Here is a 19,578-nt window from a genome sequence, read left to right on the forward strand (position 1 = left end):
AAAAAGCAGGTTAAAATTGATCGTAGAAGTCTTCGCTAAGCTCTTCTTCTTGAGGTTCTTCCGGTGGGTTGCCATCAAACTTCTTATCTAACCAGCGTTGATAGTACGACTCTTTGACAAACGAATAAGGGTCTAGTGAGTCTTCCAACATGGGTTCAAGTTCAATAAGTTGTAAGCGCGTATCAAGCCCTTTTATTACCCAGCGCGCGGCACTCAAAGGGCCACTTAAGTTATCCAACGGAAAGTACATGCCATCGACCACGTCGCCGCCACGGTCAACAGGAACTGTTGGTCCCATACCTGGCAACATTAAATAAGGGCCGTCGGGCACGCCATAGGCGGCCAATACCTCGCCAAAGCCTTCTTCACGCCGGTCTATGCCAATTTCGGTGGCGACATCAAATACACCTAGCACGCCGACGGTGCTGTTGATAGTAAAACGCCAAAACGAAACACCAGCGTCTACTACTTTGCCTTGCAACAGGTTATTCACTAACGACGAAACTTCGTCTAAGTTCTCTGCTGCATTCAATAACCCCGTACGCACCGGCTTTGGAATGTAGCCGTATGCCTTCGCTGCCGGACGCAGCACCGCATCATCAAGTTCTTCGTTAAATTCCCACATGTCGCGGTTAAATTCTTCGTACGGGTCTTTAGGGTCTGCCCACGGGTCGTCTTTGGGTGCACTGGCACAGCCTGTAACAAGCAGCAATGTTGCTGCCATAACTATCCATTTATTCATTAATACTACCTTATGACTAACTCAACACGGGTGGTGGCGGCGTCTATAATCAATGGCTCGGCATCACGGTCGCCGGGCTCAGCTTCTATCCGCTCATCTGCTGATATACGTGCCATGACCTGCCATTGGTTCAATTGACTCATGCGATAGTCTGGCAACATGGCATTCGCATCCGACAAAGTCACCGTCACCGGAAACTCCGAAACCGGCTGACGCACGACCGCTGCTGGCATGCCTGGCCCTTCGGCGGCGCGAATATAAACAAACAACGTTGCGCCGTCTGGTATCGACGCACGGGCTTCATCGGTAATATTTACGGTGACAGTCAGCTCAAGTTCGCCAGCAACTAAACGTTGCTTAGCATCGGCAACCGCGGTTGCCACTGGCCCGTAGCGCTCATCTGACTCTGGAATTTGTTGCAGCAATAACTCCCAAGCGGTTACTGCCTGTTGCCAATCGCCGCGTTGAAACGCCACAAAACCTAATAACGACAAGGCTTCTTGGTTACTCGGTTCTTGCTCAAGCACACGACGCAACATGGTCGCCGCTTCAGGCATAAAGTCTTCGTCACCGGTTTGCAGCAACAACTGCGCATAGCTAACCAGTGTACCCACCCGGTTAGGCTCAATACTCAATGACTTTTTATAAGCATCAACACTTTGCTCTAATTGGCCTAACGCCGACATACTACGGGCATAAACCAACCAAGCAACAGCATCATTAGGTTCCGCAGCCAAGCGTTGGCGTAACCCTAAAGCAAAGGTTTCAAGCTCTTCGCGAGTAGTTTGCGCATCGGCATTAATAAGCACCTTCTTGCCAAGCTCTGGTAGTTGCTCAAGCGCTTCATCCGCTTGGCGCTGCAAACTCCAGCTACCAAATAAGGCATAAAAAACAACCGTAAGTACCAGAACAATAATTGCCGGCAACCATATGTTTCGGCCTACCTGCTGATCATGAACTTGCTCTAGTTCGGTATTTTCAGACACAAAGCGCTTATCAAGTTCGTCATTAGCCCGTGCGTAAGCCTCAGCGGTAAGCAAACCGTCATCGCGCTCTTGCACGAGCTCTTCTTTGCGCTGCTGGTACAGCTCACGGTTGACATCAAGCCGAGTACGCTGCTGTTCCCGTTGCTTGCGTCCAGTAATAAGTAAAAATAGGGCGCCACTAATAGCCACAGCAGCAATTAAGGCAATATGAATAATCATGACTGGTTACCTTTGTTTCGCCCGGCTTGCTGGTTAGCAGCATCAGTGCTTTCGACAGCGTTGGCAGCGCTTAATTTAGCTAACTGCGCTTGTTCTTCGGCTGATAACCCCACATCAGTATTTGAGCGTGAGCGTACTCGCCACAAAATAACGCCAGCACCGCCCAATATAACCACCAATGGCCCAAGCCACAGCACCAAAGTACTCATTTGTACTGGTGGTCGGTAATAGGCGAAGTCACCGTAGCGCGCTACCATATAATCAATGACTTCTTGCTTGGTTGCGCCTTCTTGCACCATTAAATAGGTTCTATCGCGCAAATCTTTGGCTAAAGGCGCGTCCGAGTCGGCAATGGTTTGATTTTGACATTTTGGGCAACGAATTTCGTTAATGAGCTCACGAAACAAAGCCTCTTTGCTAGGGTCGTCAAAGGTGTAGGTTTGCAAGTTTGCCGCATAAGCACTGCTCACGGCCAGCACAACCAGTAACCAGAACATCGTCATAACACGCATCACGATTGCCCCCCCGCCGACGCCGGTTCAGTTTCCATCGGCTGTTTCAAATAGGTCGCCATTTCGGCTTCATATTTAGGCCCAAGCACCTGCTGCCAAACGCGGTCATTCACATCGCCCACGTGACGATACACAACCTCACCATTCATATTAATCAAAAAGGTTTCTGGCGCACCGTACACACCAAAGTCAATGGCCACCATGCCACGCTCATCAAACAAATTCACTTGATATGGGTCGCCTAATGTATTCAGCCAATTGACCGCTTTAGCGCGCGAATCGTCTTTATAATTCAAGCCAACAATGTACACGCCCTCGTCCGCCAACTTATTTAAATAGGCATGCTCAGCTTGGCAGGTGGGGCACCACGTTGCCCAAACATTCAGTAGCATCGGCCGACCTTTCAGCACGGCTTCAGTGTGCATTTGCTCTGGGTTATACACATCAGGTAGTTCAAACGCCGGCACCGGTTTACCCACCAAGGCACTGCTCAGCTCAGTTGGGTCAGAAAACAGCCCGCGCAGCAAGAAAATCGTCAGCCAAATAAACAGCAGCAGCGGAAACGCCAAAATAACCCATTTTAGTTTGCTAGGCTGTGCCATGTTCACCTCGTGTTTCTGCTAAAGACTGCTTGCTAGGCTGACTTTTTTTGCCAAGTTTGCCAAGTTTGCCAGAGCGATAACGCTTATCGCTCATCGCCAACGCCCCTCCTAAAGCCATAATAATTGCGCCTAGCCAAATCCAACGTACAAACGGCTTAATATAAATGCGCACCGCCCATGAATTAGGATTCGTCGAGTCGTCTAATGGTTCACCTAGCGCCACGTATAAGTCGCGTAAAAAGCCTGAATCTAGCCCGACTTCGGTCATGCTCATACGTTGCACGGTATAAAAGCGCTTTTCGGTGACCAAGTCAGCAATTTTGCGTTCGTTGTCACCGCTAATACGGAACACCGAAAATTCTGCATGATCAGTGAGATAGTTTGGTCCTTGTTGTTCGCTCAGAAGATCAAACTGAAATCGGTAATTTTCAATAACAACCGACTCTCCGGGCGCTAAGCGTACATCGCGCTCAACTTCATATTGACTTACTGCAGCAATACCAACCAAGGTCACCGCAAACCCCAAATGACCAAGTACCATGCCCCAGTGGCTACGGCCTAACTTGGTTAAACTTGCTAAGCCTTGACCGCGCTGCTGAATACGTTGCTTGAGCTCGGTCACTAAGGTTAAAACAATCCATAGTGCCATGACTAAGCCCAGTACAGTCAACGCCATAACTTGGTCAGCCAGCACATATGGCAAAGCAAAACCTAGAACCAAGGCAAGTACCAATGCTAAAGCTAAGTTACCAGCAATTGGCTTGAGTTCTTGGCGTCGCCAACGCAACAGCGGCCCTAACCCAATGAGTAATACAAAGGGCACAATCAGCCAGGTAAACATTTGATTAAAGAACGGCTCACCAATTGAGATAGAGCCCAAGCCCAGCTCTTTGTGCACTAACGGCAATAACGTACCGAGCAGCACCACTAAAGTAGCAGCCATCAACAAAATGTTATTGCCAAGCAATAACACCTCGCGTGAAAAGAATTCATATTTGGTGTGACTATTCACCGCGCCAGCTCGCAATGCAAACAACAACAGCGAGCCACCAATAACCACCGCCAGCAAGCCCAGAATAAACAGGCCGCGCGCAGGGTCAGTTGCAAACGCATGCACCGAAACAATGACGCCAGAGCGCACCAAAAAGGTACCCAACAAGCTCAAACTGAAGGCCGAAATAGCGAGCAATACGGTCCACGACTTAAATGCACCGCGTTTTTCGGTGACCGCTAACGAGTGAATTAGCGCAGTACCAACCAACCACGGCATAAAGCTTGCGTTTTCAACTGGGTCCCAGAACCACCAGCCGCCCCAACCTAGTTCGTAATAAGCCCACCAACTTCCCAGTGCAATACCTAATGTTAAAAAGCACCAAGCCGCGGTTGCCCAAGGCCGTGACCAACGCGCCCAAGAAGCATCAAGCTTGCCGCTTAACAACGCCGCAATAGCAAACGCAAAAGCCACTGAAAAGCCAACATAGCCCATGTACAACAAAGGTGGATGGAAAATCATGCCGGGGTCTTGCAACAGCGGGTTTAGGTCGCGGCCATCAACTGGAATCATCGGTAAGGCACGGTCAAATGGGTTCGACACCGTTAGCATAAACAGGTAAAAACCAATACTGATCAACCCCAGAATAGCCAACACCCGTGCCATCATGGTCAAAGGCATGCGCCGCGACAACAATGCCACCGCCGCAATCCAGCCCGCTTGCATAAGCATCCACAGCAAAAACGAGCCTTCGTGCGAGCCCCAAACAGCAGTAATGCGGTATACCAAGGGCAATGCGCTGTTTGAGTTGTGCGCCACATACGAAATACTAAAGTCGTTAACGACAAAACCCCAGGTTAACGCGGCATAGGCGAGCGCTGTGAAAATAAATTGACCATAAGCCAATGGGCGTGCCAACAGCATTGCTCCGCTATGGCCCCGCCACGCGCCCCACAGTGGATATACCGCCAGCAACGCTGAAAATGCCAGCGCCATGGCAAGCGTTAGTTGACCAAATTCAGCAATCATTAGTTATAGCCACCCTGTTTTTCGTCAACCTGCGCGTCGTCTTGCTTTGACCCAGTATAATTTGGCTGATTGGGGTTCACATGTTTAATGCCCTTCATGGCTTCTGCCAGTTCCGGCGGCATATATTCTTCATCATGTTTCGCGAGCACTTCGGTGGCTTTTAGCACTGTTGGTTCAACCAACACACCCTGCGCCACAATGCCCTGCCCCTCACGGAATAAGTCGGGCAAAATACCGGTATACAACACGGTTACTTCTGGGCCGGTATCCGTCACTTTAAAGCTAACTTCCAGCGTTTGTGGATTGCGTTTCACGGAACCTTCAACCACCATGCCACCCACGCGCAAACGTTGGCCCACATGTGGCCGCGTCAGGTCTTTACCTTTGCCTTCAATCATTTCTGATGGCGTATAAAACAGATCAATGTTTTGCGTTAGCGCATACAAAATTAAACTTATAGCGGCGGCCACGCCAACCACCAACGACAAAACCCAAGCAAGGCGTTTTTTACGGCGAGGAATCATAACTACTGCGCTCCTTTTACTTGCGACTGTTCATTGTGGGCTTGACGCTCTTGCTGTTGACGCCGTGCCAAACGCTGTTTGCGCTGCTGCTGTTGCACCGCCATGATGGCAAGCTTCTTGCGCACCAGCAAACCATGTACCACTAACATACCAATTGCTAATAGCGACACACCAAAGCTTAACCAAACATAAAATCCATAACCACCCATCCAGATGGCTTCTTGCCAGCTATCAAACGCCATGCTCAGCCTCCACACCCAACTGTTGCTGCGCCCAAGGACGATGTAACTCTTGCTTTAATATTTCATTGCGCAAGCGCTGCGTAACTAACGCCGCGGTTAAGAATAAAAACCCAGCAATACTAATCAGCAACGGGGTTAACATTTCTACCGGCATTGATGGCTTTTCAAACTTTGTAATAGTGGCGCCTTGGTGCAACGAGTTCCACCAATAAACAGAAAAGTGAATAATAGGAACATTAACAACGCCGACAAGTGCCAATATAGCTGCCGCCTTGGCGCCGGTACGCGCATCATTAAAGGCATAATACAACGCTAATACGCCAATATATAAAAACAACAGAATAAGCTCAGAGGTAAGCCGCGCGTCCCACTCCCACCACGTGCCCCACATGGGTTTACCCCATACAGCACCAGTAAACAAAGCCACAAAAGTAAGCACTGCACCAACTGGCGCAATGGCCGCTATAGCCCACTCTGCAGTGCGAATTTGCCACACTAGCGCAATCAGCGCGGCAATGGCCATTCCGGTGTACGCACCCATTGAAAACATCGCAGCCGGTACGTGAATGAAGATAATGCGATAACTGTCACCTTGCTGGTAGTCTGGTGGTGCGTAAAATAGCCCCCACCCCAAGCCGACAGCCACAAACAGGGCCGCCAAAGCACTCAGCCACGGCAACCAAGCGCCAAGCAACCTGTAGGTTGCTTCGCCTTTTGCGTAAGGATGTAACCACTTCCACATATTAATTCACGCTCACTCGTATTGCTGCCGCCACCGCCAAAGGCGCTAACGTTAGCGTCAATAACATTAACCCGGCCAATAATAACACTTGCCCGTACGCAGATGTACCAACTAGGGTACTTTCAACGGCTGCCGCTGCAAATATCAACAAAGGGATAAACAACGGTAGCAATAATAAGCTTAATAACGCCCCACCACGCCCTAAACTCACCGTCAACGCTGCGCCAACCGCGGTCATCGCACTTAACATTGGGGTACCTATTAAGAGGGTAAGCATTAATATGCCCCAGGCATCAATCGGTAGCTTTAGTAATAACGCACACAGTGGCGCAAGGATCACCAACGGCAAGCCATTTAACAACCAGTGCACACTAATCTTGCCCAGCGCCAGAACAGGTAAAGGCGCCGGTAACAACACCAGCTGCTCAAGGCTGCCGTCTAAAAAGTCATCGCGAAATAGCCGCTCTGAACCCAGTAGCGCCGACAATAAGGCGGCCACCCAAATAACGCCCGTTGCAATACGCCCCAAAATGTCAGGCCCCGGGCCCACCGCTAATGGAAACAGCGTAACCACAATAACAACAAATAGAAGCGGATTAATAATGTCACTGCGGCGGCGCAAGGCAACCGCCAAATCGCGTTGCATAATAGTACGCAGAAATTGCCACGTGCTTGCCTTATTCATCAGCAACCTCAATACGTAAACGCTGCAACCGTTCGCCCGACCAAGTAAGCGGCTGGTGCGAGGTTAACAATAAGGCGCCACCCGCCTCTAAATGCTGCGCGAACCGTTGGTGCAGCAACTCAATACCGCGGGTATCAAGCGCGGTAAAGGGCTCATCCAGAATCCACAACTTGGCTTCGCTATAAAACAGCCGCGCCAAGGCAATGCGGCGTTGCTGTCCAGCCGATAGCTGTTGCGCAGGTATGTCTTCCAAACCTAGCAAGCCAACGGTTTCAAGTAACAGCCACGGGTCGTCAAGCTGCACGCCATCTAAACGGCTTTGCAAAGAAAGGTTTTCAAGTGCCGTAAGTTCGGCCTTTACGGCGGGTTTATGCCCAATAAATAAGGTTTGTCGTTGCCAGTACTCAGGGTCATCGCGTTGTGGTTGACCAAACAGCAAAACTTGGCCTTCAAGTGGCTGCAGCAAACCGGCAACAATACGTAATAAGGTAGATTTACCCGCACCGTTAGGGCCTTCAATATGCAGAATTTCGCCGGCAGCAAGTTGCCAGGACAGATCAGAGAATAGCGTGCGTCCCGCACGAACCGACGTGAGTTGTTGGGCTTCAAGAACAACAGACATTGGAATTTAGGCAACCTATCGGGTCAGCAAAAGTGACCCGATAGTACCACAGGATAATCGGTGGGTATAAGTGCGAGTTATCAATTTTCCTGCATAATCACTTCAACCGTTTCGTTTCTATCGAGCAGCACAAACGATTTAGACGACGGATTAAAACTAAAGCCATCTTTGTAGAAGTTTATCGTAGTGGTCGTACCCGCAGGAATGCCGTTACAAGCAAACGAGCCGGTATCGGCATTACCTTGTTTCGAGAACGTACACTCAACCCCAACACCAGTTACCGAAACGTCTTTATAGTGCGAGTTTTTACAAGCCTGCCCGTTAAACTGTAAACAGTAAATATTGCCGGTAATTGAGTAAAGCGGTAAGTCGCCAATTTCACCGTCAACATTAACCGTTAAGCTACTACTTAAACTACCTTGTTCGTTCACATGAACCGGTTGACTACCAAGTACACTAGCGTTGCCCATTTTAGCCGTTACTGTCATCTCAGAAGCACCTGTGCTAGTGGCTGTTACGCGCCCTCGGCTATAAGTACCATAATAATCTTGGTCAACATTGACTATGGTTTGAATGGCCTCGTTCGTGACTTCGGCTACAGGTTCGTTACTTGCTTGCCAGTCGGCAAGCAAGGTTAGGTTTACTTCATAAAATGGCACTTTGCTTATCCAGTCAAGCTCGCCATTTACAATCGCTTGACGCACCACTGACTCATGTTCAGGCGACATGTCATCTAAATAAATACCACGGCCAATAAGTTGGTAACCACCAGGATACACATACATATCACGGCCATCTGGCGCGGCCGGTAACGGGTCGCCCATAACTAGTGCTTTAACAACGTCGCGCACATAATCGGTATAGATTTCGGCACCCGCAGGGTTAATGAGGTAATCAGCTGAGGTTGCCGTTAGCGCATAAAACTGCCAGTCGGGGTACATAGCATACCAACCGTCAATACGGCGCATACGGCACGACTCATCGTAAATCGCGCCACTACCTGTGGCCTGCGTCAGTACGCCATTTTCCATTCGAAAGTGCCGGTGGTTACCGTCTTGATTGCGCTGGGTGTCGTGCTTATAAACGGTACCGTTGGCCACCATGGTCGAGTTATCGTGGTGGTCACGACAACATTGCAAACACAACTCTGATTGATCGCCGGCATCGGGGTTTGGCACACCGGTTATTTTACGCGTGGGCCGCCCACCATCGGGGTCGAGCGCCAACCGCCCATCGATTAGCGTAAGCCGCTGCGGGGTTAAACCGCCTTCATCAAAGCCGGTTAACTCGCATGAGCAATTCACCGTAATAAAATCTTCTACCCGCTGGGTTTGTGTGGCTTCGTCATAGGTGACCGTATCAAAGCGCACGGTTAGCTTATCACCCGTACGCTGCACGGTTGGCGTAGGGCGCGTGGTTTCTTTCACTTGGTAAGCAACCGCTGCATCGTCTTCGGTTAGTTTCACCGCAATAACTTCAGGCGCAGCACCTGGGTTGTAAACCACTCGGGGTTCATTACGCGGTGGCGGTGCCGTTACAGCTAAACCGCCATCACGCATGGTTAAGCGCCCTAGCCAGCCCTCTAAAGTAAGCGTTTGGTCTTCGCCACCGCGTTGTTGCCAAGCCACCTCAATGTTAACCGACTTCGCATCAGGCTCAGGCGGCAGTGGATCAGGCAAGTTTGCGTCACCCGTAGTACGCCATTGGCCATTAAAATATTGCGGCGCCACGCTCCAAGTTAAGCTGTAGGTTTTATCATCGCGCACTACGGTATCGCTGCCTGCGGCAATGTCTTGATACACGGTAAAGCGCAATTCCTCTAACCTATGCTGGGCTAGCTCAAGTGCCGCAGTACGTTCGGCTGCACGTACTGAGCTTTGTATAAACGTGCGCTGCAAGCTCACCAAGCCGGCTACGCCTACAGCAATAATGACGAGCGCCACCAACACTTCTATAAAGGTAAAACCGCGCGTTCGCGCAGTGTAAGCCAGTTTAGAAATCACGCCAGCTACCTCCCACACGGGTAACCCGTTTAAATGCATCATTGGTAACTAAATTGGTTAAAATTTCTTCGTGATAACGCACAATCAAGGTACCGTTTGACAAGTCCGGATCAAAATTAGCCATAACCGCGCCGTTTATGGTCGCGCCACCATTGAGTTTTACCTCATAATCACCGGTATCGCTGGGCGTTTTAAATGCAAACACCAAGCCATTAACAACCGTATTGCCATTTATGGCTAAGTTACCGTTTTGAATCACCAAAGCGACAGGGTTTTCGGGCGAGCCAATATCCACGCTAGGCGCGCAGTTACCCACCACCCAAATAAGCCCGGTTGAATGGGGCCCAATCGTGTCGCAGTTATTGACAATTTGAGTTGCTGAGTCACGTAAATCGGTCCAGTTGGGCTCTGAAACACCAAACAAATATTCCAATAGGTCATCAGGAAAGTTAGGGTCGTTATCCAAAATATCGACACCGTGGTCACCCCGTTCACTAAACGGCTGCGACGAACAGTTGCCTTGGGTAAACTCTTGCTGCCCGCAGGTAGAGCCGCTACCGTTAATGTCTACATCGCCTTCGGTCCAAATAGACAATGGTACGCCGTCACCACCGCCATTAGGGTTAGCCACCACCTGGAAGTTACCCGATACATTCATACTGCCCTTAATAGCAACCGGCGTGTCAGGTGCCGAACGAATCATGGGTAACACGGCTACTTGCTGGTTGACATTACGCGTGGCACGGCCGTCGGCCGAATTAGCTGACAGCGCGATATTCACCACATCCACGTTACCCCATTGGGTGCCATTAAAGCGCTCACTGCTTAACGTTGCCGAGTACGTTGCGCCAGCTATGTTGCTCACCACGGTGCGATCTAAGTTAGAACGCTCGGCGTTAATTAGCATAACCATTTGTTCAAGGGCTGCATCAGCAACCATGGTTGCCTCTTGCATACCGGCGTGATTACGCATAATACGTTGCTCTTGCACTTTAAAGCGCGCCGTATAAAGCGTAACCAAAATAATAACAGACAGTAACAATACTGTGAGCGTGATCGTGGCAAAGCCAGACTCTTTAGTACGCATTACGTATCACCACCTCAGTTGCTATCTCACGGGTAACTTGCTCATCACTTGGCAACGACACTACCGCAAGCACATCCACAACTTGCTCGTTCACCACGTCTATCATCCGTTCAGTGAGCACAAACTCCAGCACATCAACTTGTATTAAATCGGGGCTAGTTAAGCCTTCCCAGCCCGCATCGGCACAGCCAAGCCCTGCACTGCGCCGCTGAATTTGGCCGTTCCGCAAACGGTACCCAAAGCGTTCAGTATCGCCATCATGAACTGCATTATTATTGGCATCGTAATCAAAAATAATACAGCTATTGGCCGTTTCGTCAGGGTGTTGCGAAACCGTAATTGTATTATTAAACCCAGCTACGGCATTGTCCGGGTCAACAATTAACAAATGGGCATTAGCGCGGTAGCCCGTGCGCTTTAAATCGCCAATAAGCAAATCCATCACCGCAGTTGCTTCTTCTTGCAACTGACTTAACTTCAAACTGCGAGAATTAGTACCTATGGTGCTCGAAAACACCGACGTTAACGCCGCCATAAGAATCAGGCCAAGCGTTATGGTGATCATAAGTTCAACTAGTGACAGGCCGCGCTGCTTTAACATGCTGGATAGCTCCCTACACCGCCTTCTTGGCAATAGCGCAAACGCCCAAGCGTGCTTACCACCACCCGTACTTCTTGCTCAACCACATTACTGCTATTACGCAACTGGTAAGTTACGGTGCCGGCGTTGCCTTCAGCTAAACCACGCATCGCATCAAAACGCGTATGCTCGCCGCCAGAAAAATTAGCGGACGCAAAAACCACTCCCGCATAGTCGTTGCCATTAATTTGCCGCAATACGCCGTCAATCGAACAATCTTCGGTAAGACAGTCACAGTCGTCATTGTCAGCAACAGCCGCACACCAAGCGCCGTCTTCATCGTCCCATACTACAAAGCGGTTCTCGCCACTGCTTAGCGCATCTGAGCGCGCATACTGCAATAACGCATAGGTGTCCTGCGCAGCCCCTTGCAAGCGCATGGTGCGTGCCATGTCTATGGTGGCAGGCACACCCCAGCCCAGCACAATACTGAGAATTAACAACGTGACTATAAGCTCTAGTAAAGTAAACCCTTGACGCATTGCGTTTATTCCAAATTTGAAGTACTAATTGAGCATACACTAAGCATAGTATAAACAGGTGGAATAAATGCAAGTTGAAAAAAAGTTAGGCGGTATGACCTTAATAGAACTAATGATCGTTATAGCAATCATTGGTATTATTGCCGCAATTGCCTACCCGAACTTTGTGAGTTATGTGCAGCAAGGCCGCAGAGCAGACGCTATGGCCGAGTTAATGAAACTACAAATGGCACAAGAAGAGTATCGCTTGCGCAATGCAAATTATGCAACAATTGCTGAACTGGGCTTTACATCGTCAAGCGAATTTTACAATTTTAGTGTATCGAACATTGCCGCCGAGACATATACGTTAACGGCTACAGCAAAAGGCGCGCAAGTCGCAGATACAGATTGTGCAACGATGTCCATTAATCAAAACGACCAAAAAACCCCAGCCGAGTGTTGGCAGTAATTTGGCTCCGCCAAATTACCGTAGCCCGGCGTTCCACGCCGGGTAGCGCGCAGCGCTGTTATTCTCGCCATTTCGGCAAAGGCCGTGGCCATGCCACGTCCCGGCGTTCCACGCCGGGTAGCGCGCAGCGCTGTTATTCTCGTCATTTCGGCAAAGGCCGTGGCCATGCCACGTCTCGGCGTTCCACGCCGGGTAGCGCACAGCGCTGTTATCCTCGTCATTTCGGCAAAGGCCGTGGCCATGCCACGGGCAATAGCGCCGCCATTTCGGCAATGACCGTGGCCATGCCACGTCCCGGCGTGAAACGCCGAGCTACAGCTCTACCACGCGGAGTTCGGGGGGGATGGAGAAAGTGATATTTTCTTCGCGGCCGCTGCGCTCTTGAACAGTTTGCCCGCCCCACGCCTGTAGCTGCTTAATAACGTTTTGCACCAATACTTCCGGTGCCGAAGCGCCAGCCGTAACACCAACATTGGTTTTGCCCGCTAACCACGCTTGATCAATACAACTAGCATCATCAATCAAGTAAGCTGGCGTACCCATTTTCTCGGCTAACTCACGCAGCCGGTTTGAGTTCGAACTGTTACGCGCACCCACCACTAGCAACACATCCACTTCAGCTGCTAGCTCACGCACCGCGTCTTGACGGTTTTGTGTGGCATAGCAAATATCGTCTTTGCGCGGGCCCTGAATTTCTGGAAACTTCGCCCGCAAGGCATCAATAACATCGGCCGTGTCGTCAACAGACAAGGTAGTTTGGCTCATGTAGTGCAATTGCTTGGCGTCTTTCACCGTCAGCTTTGCCACATCGTCAACCGACTCAACCAAATAAATGCCACCCTTGGTATTGTTGTATTGGCCCATGGTGCCTTCAACTTCCGGGTGCCCCGCATGGCCAATCAACACACACTCATGCCCCTTACGGCTCGCGCGGGTTACTTCCATATGCACCTTAGTTACCAACGGGCAAGTCGCATCAAACACCCGCAGCCCACGGTCTTTCGCCTCTTGCCGCACTGCCTGTGATACCCCGTGCGCGGAAAAAATAACAATACTGTCATCTGGCACTTCATGAAGTTCATCTACGAACACGGCCCCACGATCGCGCAGCGAGTCCACCACATATTTGTTATGCACTACTTCATGGCGCACATAAATAGGCGGCTCAAAAATTTCTAATGCGCGCTCGACAATGGTTATAGCTCGGTCAACACCGGCACAAAACCCCCGCGGATTCGCCAACACAATATTCATATCTAACTCCAAATGCGTTATTCGTTGTTCGTACGCTGCGCTGTTCGTCCGTTCGCTACGCTCACTGTTAGTTCTTATCTCCGAACAGCGCGCAGCGCGTACGAACAGCGAAGCGCACCAATAGCGCAGCGGACGAATAACGGCTTCTAAGGATTTACCTCAATGATTTCAACGGCGAAACGCACTCGCTGGCCCGCCAGTGGATGATTGAAATCAATCGTCACAAACTGATCATTAATCGCGCGCACAATGCCCGGAAGCTCAGTGCCATCGGGTTGTGGAAACGTAAAAATTTGACCAATTTCAGGCCGATCTGCACCGAATTTGGTGGTATCTACCTGATAATAGTTATCTTTGTTTGGCATGCCAAAAGCATCTTCTGGCGCAAGCTCAAATTCACGGTTATCACCTGCTTTTAAACCAACCAAGCACGCTTCAAAATTTTCAGTAAGCGAACCATCGCCCATACGAAACTTCGCTGGTTTGCCCGACATTTTGGTACTGTCAGCAACAGAGTCATCGGTTAATTTAATAGTGAAATGCAAAATCACTTCACGACCGTGTTCGATCGGGAGACGACTGATCATGCTTTAGGCTCCTGGCGTTGTTCGAAAAACGCCTCTAGTAACATTAATACTGCACCGATAGTAATTGCCATATCGGCCACATTAAATGCTGGCCAGTGCCAATCATTCACATATACATCAAGAAAATCAATGACATAACCATAAATAATACGATCAATAACGTTGCCAATGGCACCTGCCAAAATTAGCGAGAACGCTAAGTTTTGACGCCACATACCCACGGGGTTGCGGCGCAGCCAAATCAGTAACACAACACTTACGGCTATGGCTAAAAATGTGAATAACCAGCGTTGCCAGCCACCTTGATCGCTCAAGAAACTGAACGCGGCGCCCATATTACGCACATAGGTCAAATTTAAATACGGCATTACCTCAATGCTTTCGTATAAATCGAAAACACGAATCACCCATTGCTTGGTAAATTGATCCACCACAATAAGTGCAAGCGTCAGCCACAAAAAGCGCAACCCACTGGCTCGTTTTTGTAAACCAGCTGGTTTCTCTCCGATAATTTTATTAAGCAAAGCGACGCTCCTCTCCTTCGCCATCCACGTTAGTCACACAGCGTGAACACAAAGTTGGATGTTCGGCAATGGTGCCTACTTCTTCACGGTGGTGCCAACAACGGTCGCACTTCGCATGCGCAGATTTCGCCACCTGCACCCAGACACCATCAAGTTCTGTTGCCACCGCACCCGCTGGCGCTTCGTTCACAGCTTGCACCTGCACACTTGAGGTAATAAATGCAAAGCGCAGCTCATCGCCCAAACTCGTTAATTGGCTAGCAATATCTGGCACAGCATACACGGTCACTTCAGCTTGCAACGAACCACCAATAAGTTCGTCACGACGCGCTTGCTCTAAGGTACGGTTCACTTCGTCACGCACTTCAAGTACGGTTTGCCATAACTCGTTGTCGGCAGCACTCACGCTAATTTGTGCCGCGTCACGGTACCAGCTTTCAGTAAATACGTACTGGCTACGCGCCTGACCATTGGCTAACTGCTTCGGCAAGGCATCCCAAATTTCTTGTGCGGTAAAGCTACAAATTGGCGCTAACCAACGCACTAGCATTTCAGCAATATGGTACAACGCCGTCTGACATGAGCGGCGTGCCGTACTGTCGGTTTTTGCCGTGTACTGACGGTCTTTAATCACGTCCAAATAGAAGCTACCCAGCTCAATTGAGCAGAAGTGCATGAGTTTTTGCACCACCACGTGGAACTGATAGTCGTCAAGCGCCGCCAGTAATTCCTCTTGCAAAGCCACAGCTCGCGCCACAATCCATTTATCAATCGCCACCATATCAGCAGTAGCAACAGCGTGCTGGCTTGGCTCAAATTCATTAATGTTAGCCAACAAGAAGCGCGAGGTATTACGAATACGGCGATAGCTATCTGCCGCACGCTTCAAAATTTCATCAGAAACAGTCATTTCGCCAGAGTAGTCGGTCGCTGCTACCCATAAACGCAGAATATCACCACCTAACTTGTTCATCACTTCTAATGGCGCAATAACGTTACCGATAGACTTCGACATTTTGCGGCCTTGCCCGTCAACGGTGAAACCGTGGGTAAGCACTTGCTTATACGGCGCCTTTTGATACATGGCAACGCCGGTTAGCAACGACGACTGGAACCAACCACGGTGTTGGTCTGAACCTTCAAGGTACAGGTCGGCTGGCCACTGCAAGCCCGGTGTTTTATTCAATACGGCTTCATGCGTCACGCCTGAGTCGAACCACACGTCTAAGGTATCGGTCACTTTGCGGTACTGGTCAGCTTCGTCGCCTAGCAATTCAGCCGGCTCTAAGTCAAACCATGCTTGAATACCGTCTTTTTCAACGCGCTTTGCCACTTCTTCCATAAGTTCAAGCGTGCGCGGGTGCAATTCGTCATTGTCACGACGCACAAACACCGCAATAGGGTTACCCCAAGTACGTTGGCGCGAAATACACCAGTCAGGGCGGCCATCCACCATGCTTTCAATGCGGCTTTGGCCCCACTCAGGCACCCAACGAACCTGCTTAATTTCAGCCAAAGCTTTCGCGCGCAAGCCTTGCTTGTCCATGCTAATAAACCACTGTGGCGTAGCACGGAAAATAATTGGCGTTTTATGGCGCCAGCAGTGCGGGTAACTATGGTTGTAGGCTTCATGATGAACCAAACGGCCTGCGGCTTTTAGCGCCTCAACAATGTTGTCGTTCGCCTTCATCACGTGCTGACCAGCAAACATTGGCGTGTCGTCTTTGTACACACCGTTGTCACCCACTGGGTTGTAAACCTCAATGCCATAACGCTGACCAACAATAAAGTCGTCCACACCGTGGCCCGGCGCTGTATGCACGCAACCCGTACCCGACTCGGTTGTAACATGCTCGCCCAAAATTAACGGCACTTGAATGTCCGCAAACAAGGGGTGATTTACTTGCAAGTTCTCAAGCGCTTCGCCTTTCGCAAAACCAAGCTTGTGGTAGTCGTTAAAGCCCCAACGTTCCATAGCTGACTTCACTAAGTCATCCGCTAATACCAAGCGCATTGCTGGGCGCTCGTCTGTTGCTTCAACCTGCACCAACGCGTAATCAAGCGCCGGGTGCAATGAAATGGCACGGTTGGCAGGAATAGTCCATGGCGTGGTCGTCCAAATAACCACCATCACCTCGCCTTCACCGGCATGCCCTTCAGGGTGATCAAATTTGGCCACCAGTTGGTCAGTATTTACCGGCGTAAAACCAACATCAATTGCCGGCGAGCGCTTGTCTTGGTACTCCACTTCCGCTTCAGCTAACGCCGAGCCACAGTCGGTACACCAATGCACCGGCTTAAAGCCCTGTTGCATATGGCCATTGGCAATAATTTTACCCAACGCCCGAATACTGTCCGCTTCTTGCTGCGGGTTCATGGTCAAATACGGGTTATCCCAGTCGCCAAACACACCTAAACGTTTGAAGTCTTCGCGTTGCCCTTCAACCTGCGTTAACGCATAGTCACGGCATTTTTGACGAAACTCAGCAACCGTTAACTTCTTGCCCGGCTTACCATGCTTTTTCTCAACTTGCAGCTCAATCGGCAAGCCATGGCAGTCCCAACCCGGCACATAAGGCGCGTCAAAATCGCTCAAGGTTTTCGCCTTCACGATCATGTCTTTCAAAATTTTATTCACCGCATGACCAATATGAATATCGCCATTCGCATACGGAGGGCCATCATGCAAAATAAACACCGGCTTACCCGCCTTGGCTTGGCGAATGAGGCCGTACACGTCGTCGGTGTACCACTGCTTCAGCATCTGCGGCTCACGCTGCGCCAAATTACCGCGCATCGGAAATTCTGTTTCCGGCAGATTCAGTGTGTGTTTGTAGTCGGTCATTTTTGATTCCTTTTTCGTACGCCATGGCCTGTAGCCCGGCGTTTCACGCCGGGTGACGCGAAGCGTCGTTATTCTCAAATTTTAATCTGTAACTCGTACATTAACTACTTTGTAGCCCGCAGATTAACAGTGCTGCGCACTACCCGGCGTCAAACGCCGGGCTACCTCAGCGTCACGTGCTATCTGCTGTTGCAGTTGCGCAAAATCAGCGAACTTTTCTTCAGCGCGAACAAAGTGCGTCGGCACCACAGTCAGCTGCTGCCCATATAAATCACCGGTAAAATCGAACACATGCACCTCAAGTTGCACCCGCTCACCATTCAATGTCGGCCTACGACCAATATTAGCAACCCCTGCATGCATTTTGCCATCATTGGTTTGCACCTGCACAGCAAAAACTCCCTGCAGGGGTGAATGCAAGCGCTTTAACTGAATATTTGCGGTAGGAAAGCCAATAGTGCGGCCTTTTTTCTCGCCATGCACCACCCGCCCCTCAAAAGCATAAGGCCGCCCCAGCATTGCCGCCGCTTGACCAAACTCACCAGCGCTAAGCGCCTGACGAATAGCGGTACTGCTAACCCGTTGCTGTTGCTGTCGGTAACTATGCGTATCGACTACGTCAAACCCAAGCTCAGCGCCCGCTCGTTGCAGCATCGCGAAGTCACCTTCACGACCGTGGCCAAAGCGAAAATCATCGCCCACCACCAAAAACTGCACGCCAAGCATGTCAACAAGCACACGCTCAATAAACTCACGCGCCGGCAAATTCGCAAACCTGCGGCTAAACTCAATCACAATGTGCCGATCGATGCCCTGCGCACGCAACGCCATGTGTTTTTCACGAAAATTCGTCAGCCGCGCTGGCGCCTTTTCCGGCTGAAACAGCTCTTGCGGCTGCGGCTCAAAGGTCATCACCGTGGCCGGTACACCGCGCGCAAGCGCCTGCGCCTTCACCTGCGCCAACACCGCCTGGTGACCCAAATGAACCCCATCGAAGTTGCCAATAGTAAGTACACACCCACGGTGTTCAGGTCGAATATTATGAATTCCGCGAATTAATTGCATCAGCGCGTTACAAGCCTATTATTCAGGAATGAAGAGAATCGATTAACAAAGCGGCGATTATAACAGGCTCGCCAAACGCTCACCAGACACTAAGGACTCATTAATACCAACTGAAATAGCTGATCACGCAAATTTTGTCTTGTTCGAATAAATAGCAAGGTCGATACAAGCGCGTCATCGCCCTCGACAAGCCGATAAATAATTCGAACCTGCGCTTTGGTATCAATAGACTCATAATATTGACCAAAACCTAATTCCGCACTTTCTTGACACCGAGCGCACCCTTGCGGAAACGTATAAATTTTCTGCTCAAATCGATCAAGTACGGTATCAACATATTGTTGTGCTAACCGATACCCTACTTTTTTTGTAAGAAACCTGACGTGCTCGCGCGCTTGTGATTTAAAATGAGTCGTGTAATCAATTGAGATCGTCATCTGCGCCGAGCTCCTCTGCCAATCCTTTGAACAGCTCGTCGCGGCTAACAACACGACCAGCCCGAACATCCTTTTCCGCCAGTGCAATCATTTTCAACATCGCCATCTGCTCTTGCATCGCTTCGTATTGCGCAGGGTCTTGCACCACGTACAAGGGCTCACCGTTCTGGGTCACCAAAACCGGTTCATTAACATCCATAGTGGCAATTTCTTTTTTAAACCCTGAAACGGTGGTCACGCGGGGGCGTTTAACGGTGTACATGGTACTTGCTCCTGATTGGTGGTTACAGGAGTGAGTTTAGTCGAG

Annotated in this window: 23 protein-coding genes; 2 read left to right on the forward strand and 21 right to left on the reverse strand. The window is 50.1% G+C overall.

The annotated features are described in order from the left end of the window. Window positions 1–10 precede the first annotated feature (10 nt). The 14 genes from ASC40_RS03770 to ASC40_RS03835 all read right to left on the reverse strand — a co-directional run bounded on the left by ASC40_RS03770 (window position 11) and on the right by ASC40_RS03835 (window position 12,108). Window positions 11–742: an MlaA family lipoprotein gene (locus tag ASC40_RS03770; protein ID WP_055438412.1), complete on the reverse strand. Its 732-nt coding sequence runs from the start codon at window positions 740–742 to the stop codon at window positions 11–13. A gap of 5 nt (window positions 743–747) precedes the next feature. Continuing rightward, a complete protein-coding gene (ccmI, locus tag ASC40_RS03775; RefSeq protein WP_055438413.1) occupies window positions 748–1,947 on the reverse strand; it encodes a c-type cytochrome biogenesis protein CcmI in 1,200 nt (399 codons plus the stop codon). Further along, window positions 1,944–2,459, reverse strand: coding sequence for a cytochrome c-type biogenesis protein (locus ASC40_RS03780; RefSeq protein WP_072243358.1), 516 nt, complete (start codon window positions 2,457–2,459; stop codon window positions 1,944–1,946). Before ASC40_RS03780 ends, ccmI begins: the two co-directional genes overlap by 4 nt. Continuing rightward, a complete protein-coding gene (locus ASC40_RS03785) occupies window positions 2,459–3,061 on the reverse strand; it encodes a DsbE family thiol:disulfide interchange protein (RefSeq protein WP_055438414.1) in 603 nt (200 codons plus the stop codon). The genes ASC40_RS03780 and ASC40_RS03785 overlap by 1 nt, the downstream gene beginning before the upstream one ends. Further along, window positions 3,048–5,081 (reverse strand): heme lyase CcmF/NrfE family subunit, encoded by a 2,034-nt coding sequence (locus tag ASC40_RS03790; protein ID WP_055438415.1) that lies wholly within the window; start codon window positions 5,079–5,081, stop codon window positions 3,048–3,050. The genes ASC40_RS03785 and ASC40_RS03790 overlap by 14 nt, the downstream gene beginning before the upstream one ends. Further along, window positions 5,081–5,605 (reverse strand): cytochrome c maturation protein CcmE, encoded by a 525-nt coding sequence (gene ccmE / locus ASC40_RS03795; RefSeq protein WP_055438416.1) that lies wholly within the window; start codon window positions 5,603–5,605, stop codon window positions 5,081–5,083. Before ccmE ends, ASC40_RS03790 begins: the two co-directional genes overlap by 1 nt. 2 nt (window positions 5,606–5,607) lie before the next feature. Beyond that, the gene (ccmD, locus tag ASC40_RS03800) at window positions 5,608–5,847 is read right to left on the reverse strand and encodes a heme exporter protein CcmD (protein WP_055438417.1); all 240 of its coding nucleotides are present in this window, start codon (window positions 5,845–5,847) and stop codon (window positions 5,608–5,610) included. After that, the gene (locus ASC40_RS03805; protein WP_055438418.1) at window positions 5,837–6,589 is read right to left on the reverse strand and encodes a heme ABC transporter permease; all 753 of its coding nucleotides are present in this window, start codon (window positions 6,587–6,589) and stop codon (window positions 5,837–5,839) included. Before ASC40_RS03805 ends, ccmD begins: the two co-directional genes overlap by 11 nt. Window position 6,590: 1 nt before the next feature. Continuing rightward, entirely contained in the window at window positions 6,591–7,274 is a 684-nt protein-coding gene (gene ccmB, locus ASC40_RS03810; RefSeq protein WP_055438419.1) for a heme exporter protein CcmB, read from the reverse strand. After that, on the reverse strand, window positions 7,267–7,896 hold the full coding sequence (ccmA, locus tag ASC40_RS03815) for a cytochrome c biogenesis heme-transporting ATPase CcmA (RefSeq protein ID WP_055438420.1): 630 nt from the start codon (window positions 7,894–7,896) through the stop codon (window positions 7,267–7,269). The genes ccmB and ccmA overlap by 8 nt, the downstream gene beginning before the upstream one ends. 80 nt (window positions 7,897–7,976) lie before the next feature. Beyond that, the gene (locus ASC40_RS03820; protein ID WP_055438421.1) at window positions 7,977–9,899 is read right to left on the reverse strand and encodes a prepilin-type N-terminal cleavage/methylation domain-containing protein; all 1,923 of its coding nucleotides are present in this window, start codon (window positions 9,897–9,899) and stop codon (window positions 7,977–7,979) included. Then, a complete protein-coding gene (locus tag ASC40_RS03825) occupies window positions 9,889–10,986 on the reverse strand; it encodes a hypothetical protein (protein ID WP_055438422.1) in 1,098 nt (365 codons plus the stop codon). Before ASC40_RS03825 ends, ASC40_RS03820 begins: the two co-directional genes overlap by 11 nt. Then, complete coding sequence (locus ASC40_RS03830; RefSeq protein ID WP_055438423.1) at window positions 10,976–11,587, reverse strand: prepilin-type N-terminal cleavage/methylation domain-containing protein; 612 nt, start codon at window positions 11,585–11,587, stop codon at window positions 10,976–10,978. The genes ASC40_RS03825 and ASC40_RS03830 overlap by 11 nt, the downstream gene beginning before the upstream one ends. Continuing rightward, entirely contained in the window at window positions 11,581–12,108 is a 528-nt protein-coding gene (locus ASC40_RS03835) for a GspH/FimT family pseudopilin (protein ID WP_055438424.1), read from the reverse strand. The genes ASC40_RS03830 and ASC40_RS03835 overlap by 7 nt, the downstream gene beginning before the upstream one ends. A gap of 67 nt (window positions 12,109–12,175) precedes the next feature. Between ASC40_RS03835 and ASC40_RS12040 the strand changes: the two genes are divergently transcribed. Together ASC40_RS12040 and ASC40_RS11840 are read left to right on the forward strand one after the other, a co-directional pair. Next, window positions 12,176–12,559: a type IV pilin protein gene (locus tag ASC40_RS12040; RefSeq protein WP_055438425.1), complete on the forward strand. Its 384-nt coding sequence runs from the start codon at window positions 12,176–12,178 to the stop codon at window positions 12,557–12,559. Window positions 12,560–12,649: 90 nt separating this feature from the next. Continuing rightward, entirely contained in the window at window positions 12,650–12,835 is a 186-nt protein-coding gene (locus ASC40_RS11840; protein WP_141656094.1) for a hypothetical protein, read from the forward strand. A 36-nt stretch (window positions 12,836–12,871) separates the two neighbouring features. Here ASC40_RS11840 and ispH read toward each other — a convergent pair whose 3' ends face one another. From ispH to ASC40_RS03875, 7 genes are all read right to left on the reverse strand, one after another. Continuing rightward, a complete protein-coding gene (gene ispH / locus ASC40_RS03845; RefSeq protein ID WP_055438426.1) occupies window positions 12,872–13,813 on the reverse strand; it encodes a 4-hydroxy-3-methylbut-2-enyl diphosphate reductase in 942 nt (313 codons plus the stop codon). 146 nt (window positions 13,814–13,959) lie between these two features. Beyond that, the gene (gene fkpB, locus ASC40_RS03850) at window positions 13,960–14,400 is read right to left on the reverse strand and encodes an FKBP-type peptidyl-prolyl cis-trans isomerase (protein ID WP_141656095.1); all 441 of its coding nucleotides are present in this window, start codon (window positions 14,398–14,400) and stop codon (window positions 13,960–13,962) included. After that, window positions 14,397–14,924 (reverse strand): signal peptidase II, encoded by a 528-nt coding sequence (gene lspA / locus ASC40_RS03855; RefSeq protein WP_245622172.1) that lies wholly within the window; start codon window positions 14,922–14,924, stop codon window positions 14,397–14,399. Before lspA ends, fkpB begins: the two co-directional genes overlap by 4 nt. After that, complete coding sequence (ileS, locus tag ASC40_RS03860; protein WP_055438427.1) at window positions 14,917–17,769, reverse strand: isoleucine--tRNA ligase; 2,853 nt, start codon at window positions 17,767–17,769, stop codon at window positions 14,917–14,919. Before ileS ends, lspA begins: the two co-directional genes overlap by 8 nt. Before the next feature lie 123 nt (window positions 17,770–17,892). Further along, window positions 17,893–18,834: a bifunctional riboflavin kinase/FAD synthetase gene (gene ribF / locus ASC40_RS03865; RefSeq protein WP_055438428.1), complete on the reverse strand. Its 942-nt coding sequence runs from the start codon at window positions 18,832–18,834 to the stop codon at window positions 17,893–17,895. A gap of 89 nt (window positions 18,835–18,923) precedes the next feature. Continuing rightward, window positions 18,924–19,271 carry a hypothetical protein gene (locus tag ASC40_RS03870; RefSeq protein WP_055438429.1) on the reverse strand — a complete coding sequence of 116 codons (348 nt, stop codon included), beginning with the start codon at window positions 19,269–19,271 and terminating at the stop codon, window positions 18,924–18,926. Then, on the reverse strand, window positions 19,255–19,533 hold the full coding sequence (locus ASC40_RS03875) for a type II toxin-antitoxin system prevent-host-death family antitoxin (protein WP_055438430.1): 279 nt from the start codon (window positions 19,531–19,533) through the stop codon (window positions 19,255–19,257). The genes ASC40_RS03870 and ASC40_RS03875 overlap by 17 nt, the downstream gene beginning before the upstream one ends. Window positions 19,534–19,578: the final 45 nt, after the last annotated feature.

The organism is Pseudidiomarina woesei (assembly GCF_001418345.1).
GTDB classification, from domain to species: domain Bacteria; phylum Pseudomonadota; class Gammaproteobacteria; order Enterobacterales; family Alteromonadaceae; genus Pseudidiomarina; species Pseudidiomarina woesei.

Coding starts and splice junctions, on each gene's coding strand:
- ASC40_RS03785 (WP_055438414.1), bottom strand. CDS start 3,061: ATGGCACAGCCTAGCAAACTAAAATGGGTTATTTTGGCGTTTCCGCTG.
- ASC40_RS03790 (WP_055438415.1), bottom strand. CDS start 5,081: ATGATTGCTGAATTTGGTCAACTAACGCTTGCCATGGCGCTGGCATTT.
- ASC40_RS03875 (WP_055438430.1), bottom strand. CDS start 19,533: ATGTACACCGTTAAACGCCCCCGCGTGACCACCGTTTCAGGGTTTAAA.
- ccmI (WP_055438413.1), bottom strand. CDS start 1,947: ATGATTATTCATATTGCCTTAATTGCTGCTGTGGCTATTAGTGGCGCC.
- ileS (WP_055438427.1), bottom strand. CDS start 17,769: ATGACCGACTACAAACACACACTGAATCTGCCGGAAACAGAATTTCCG.
- ASC40_RS03780 (WP_072243358.1), bottom strand. CDS start 2,459: ATGCGTGTTATGACGATGTTCTGGTTACTGGTTGTGCTGGCCGTGAGC.
- ASC40_RS03770 (WP_055438412.1), bottom strand. CDS start 742: ATGAATAAATGGATAGTTATGGCAGCAACATTGCTGCTTGTTACAGGC.
- ASC40_RS12040 (WP_055438425.1), top strand. CDS start 12,176: ATGCAAGTTGAAAAAAAGTTAGGCGGTATGACCTTAATAGAACTAATG.
- ispH (WP_055438426.1), bottom strand. CDS start 13,813: ATGAATATTGTGTTGGCGAATCCGCGGGGGTTTTGTGCCGGTGTTGAC.
- ccmD (WP_055438417.1), bottom strand. CDS start 5,847: ATGGCGTTTGATAGCTGGCAAGAAGCCATCTGGATGGGTGGTTATGGA.
- ccmE (WP_055438416.1), bottom strand. CDS start 5,605: ATGATTCCTCGCCGTAAAAAACGCCTTGCTTGGGTTTTGTCGTTGGTG.
- fkpB (WP_141656095.1), bottom strand. CDS start 14,400: ATGATCAGTCGTCTCCCGATCGAACACGGTCGTGAAGTGATTTTGCAT.
- ASC40_RS03835 (WP_055438424.1), bottom strand. CDS start 12,108: ATGCGTCAAGGGTTTACTTTACTAGAGCTTATAGTCACGTTGTTAATT.
- ribF (WP_055438428.1), bottom strand. CDS start 18,834: ATGCAATTAATTCGCGGAATTCATAATATTCGACCTGAACACCGTGGG.
- ASC40_RS03805 (WP_055438418.1), bottom strand. CDS start 6,589: ATGTGGAAGTGGTTACATCCTTACGCAAAAGGCGAAGCAACCTACAGG.
- ccmA (WP_055438420.1), bottom strand. CDS start 7,896: ATGTCTGTTGTTCTTGAAGCCCAACAACTCACGTCGGTTCGTGCGGGA.
- ASC40_RS11840 (WP_141656094.1), top strand. CDS start 12,650: ATGCCACGTCCCGGCGTTCCACGCCGGGTAGCGCGCAGCGCTGTTATT.
- ASC40_RS03825 (WP_055438422.1), bottom strand. CDS start 10,986: ATGCGTACTAAAGAGTCTGGCTTTGCCACGATCACGCTCACAGTATTG.
- ASC40_RS03870 (WP_055438429.1), bottom strand. CDS start 19,271: ATGACGATCTCAATTGATTACACGACTCATTTTAAATCACAAGCGCGC.
- ASC40_RS03830 (WP_055438423.1), bottom strand. CDS start 11,587: ATGTTAAAGCAGCGCGGCCTGTCACTAGTTGAACTTATGATCACCATA.
- ccmB (WP_055438419.1), bottom strand. CDS start 7,274: ATGAATAAGGCAAGCACGTGGCAATTTCTGCGTACTATTATGCAACGC.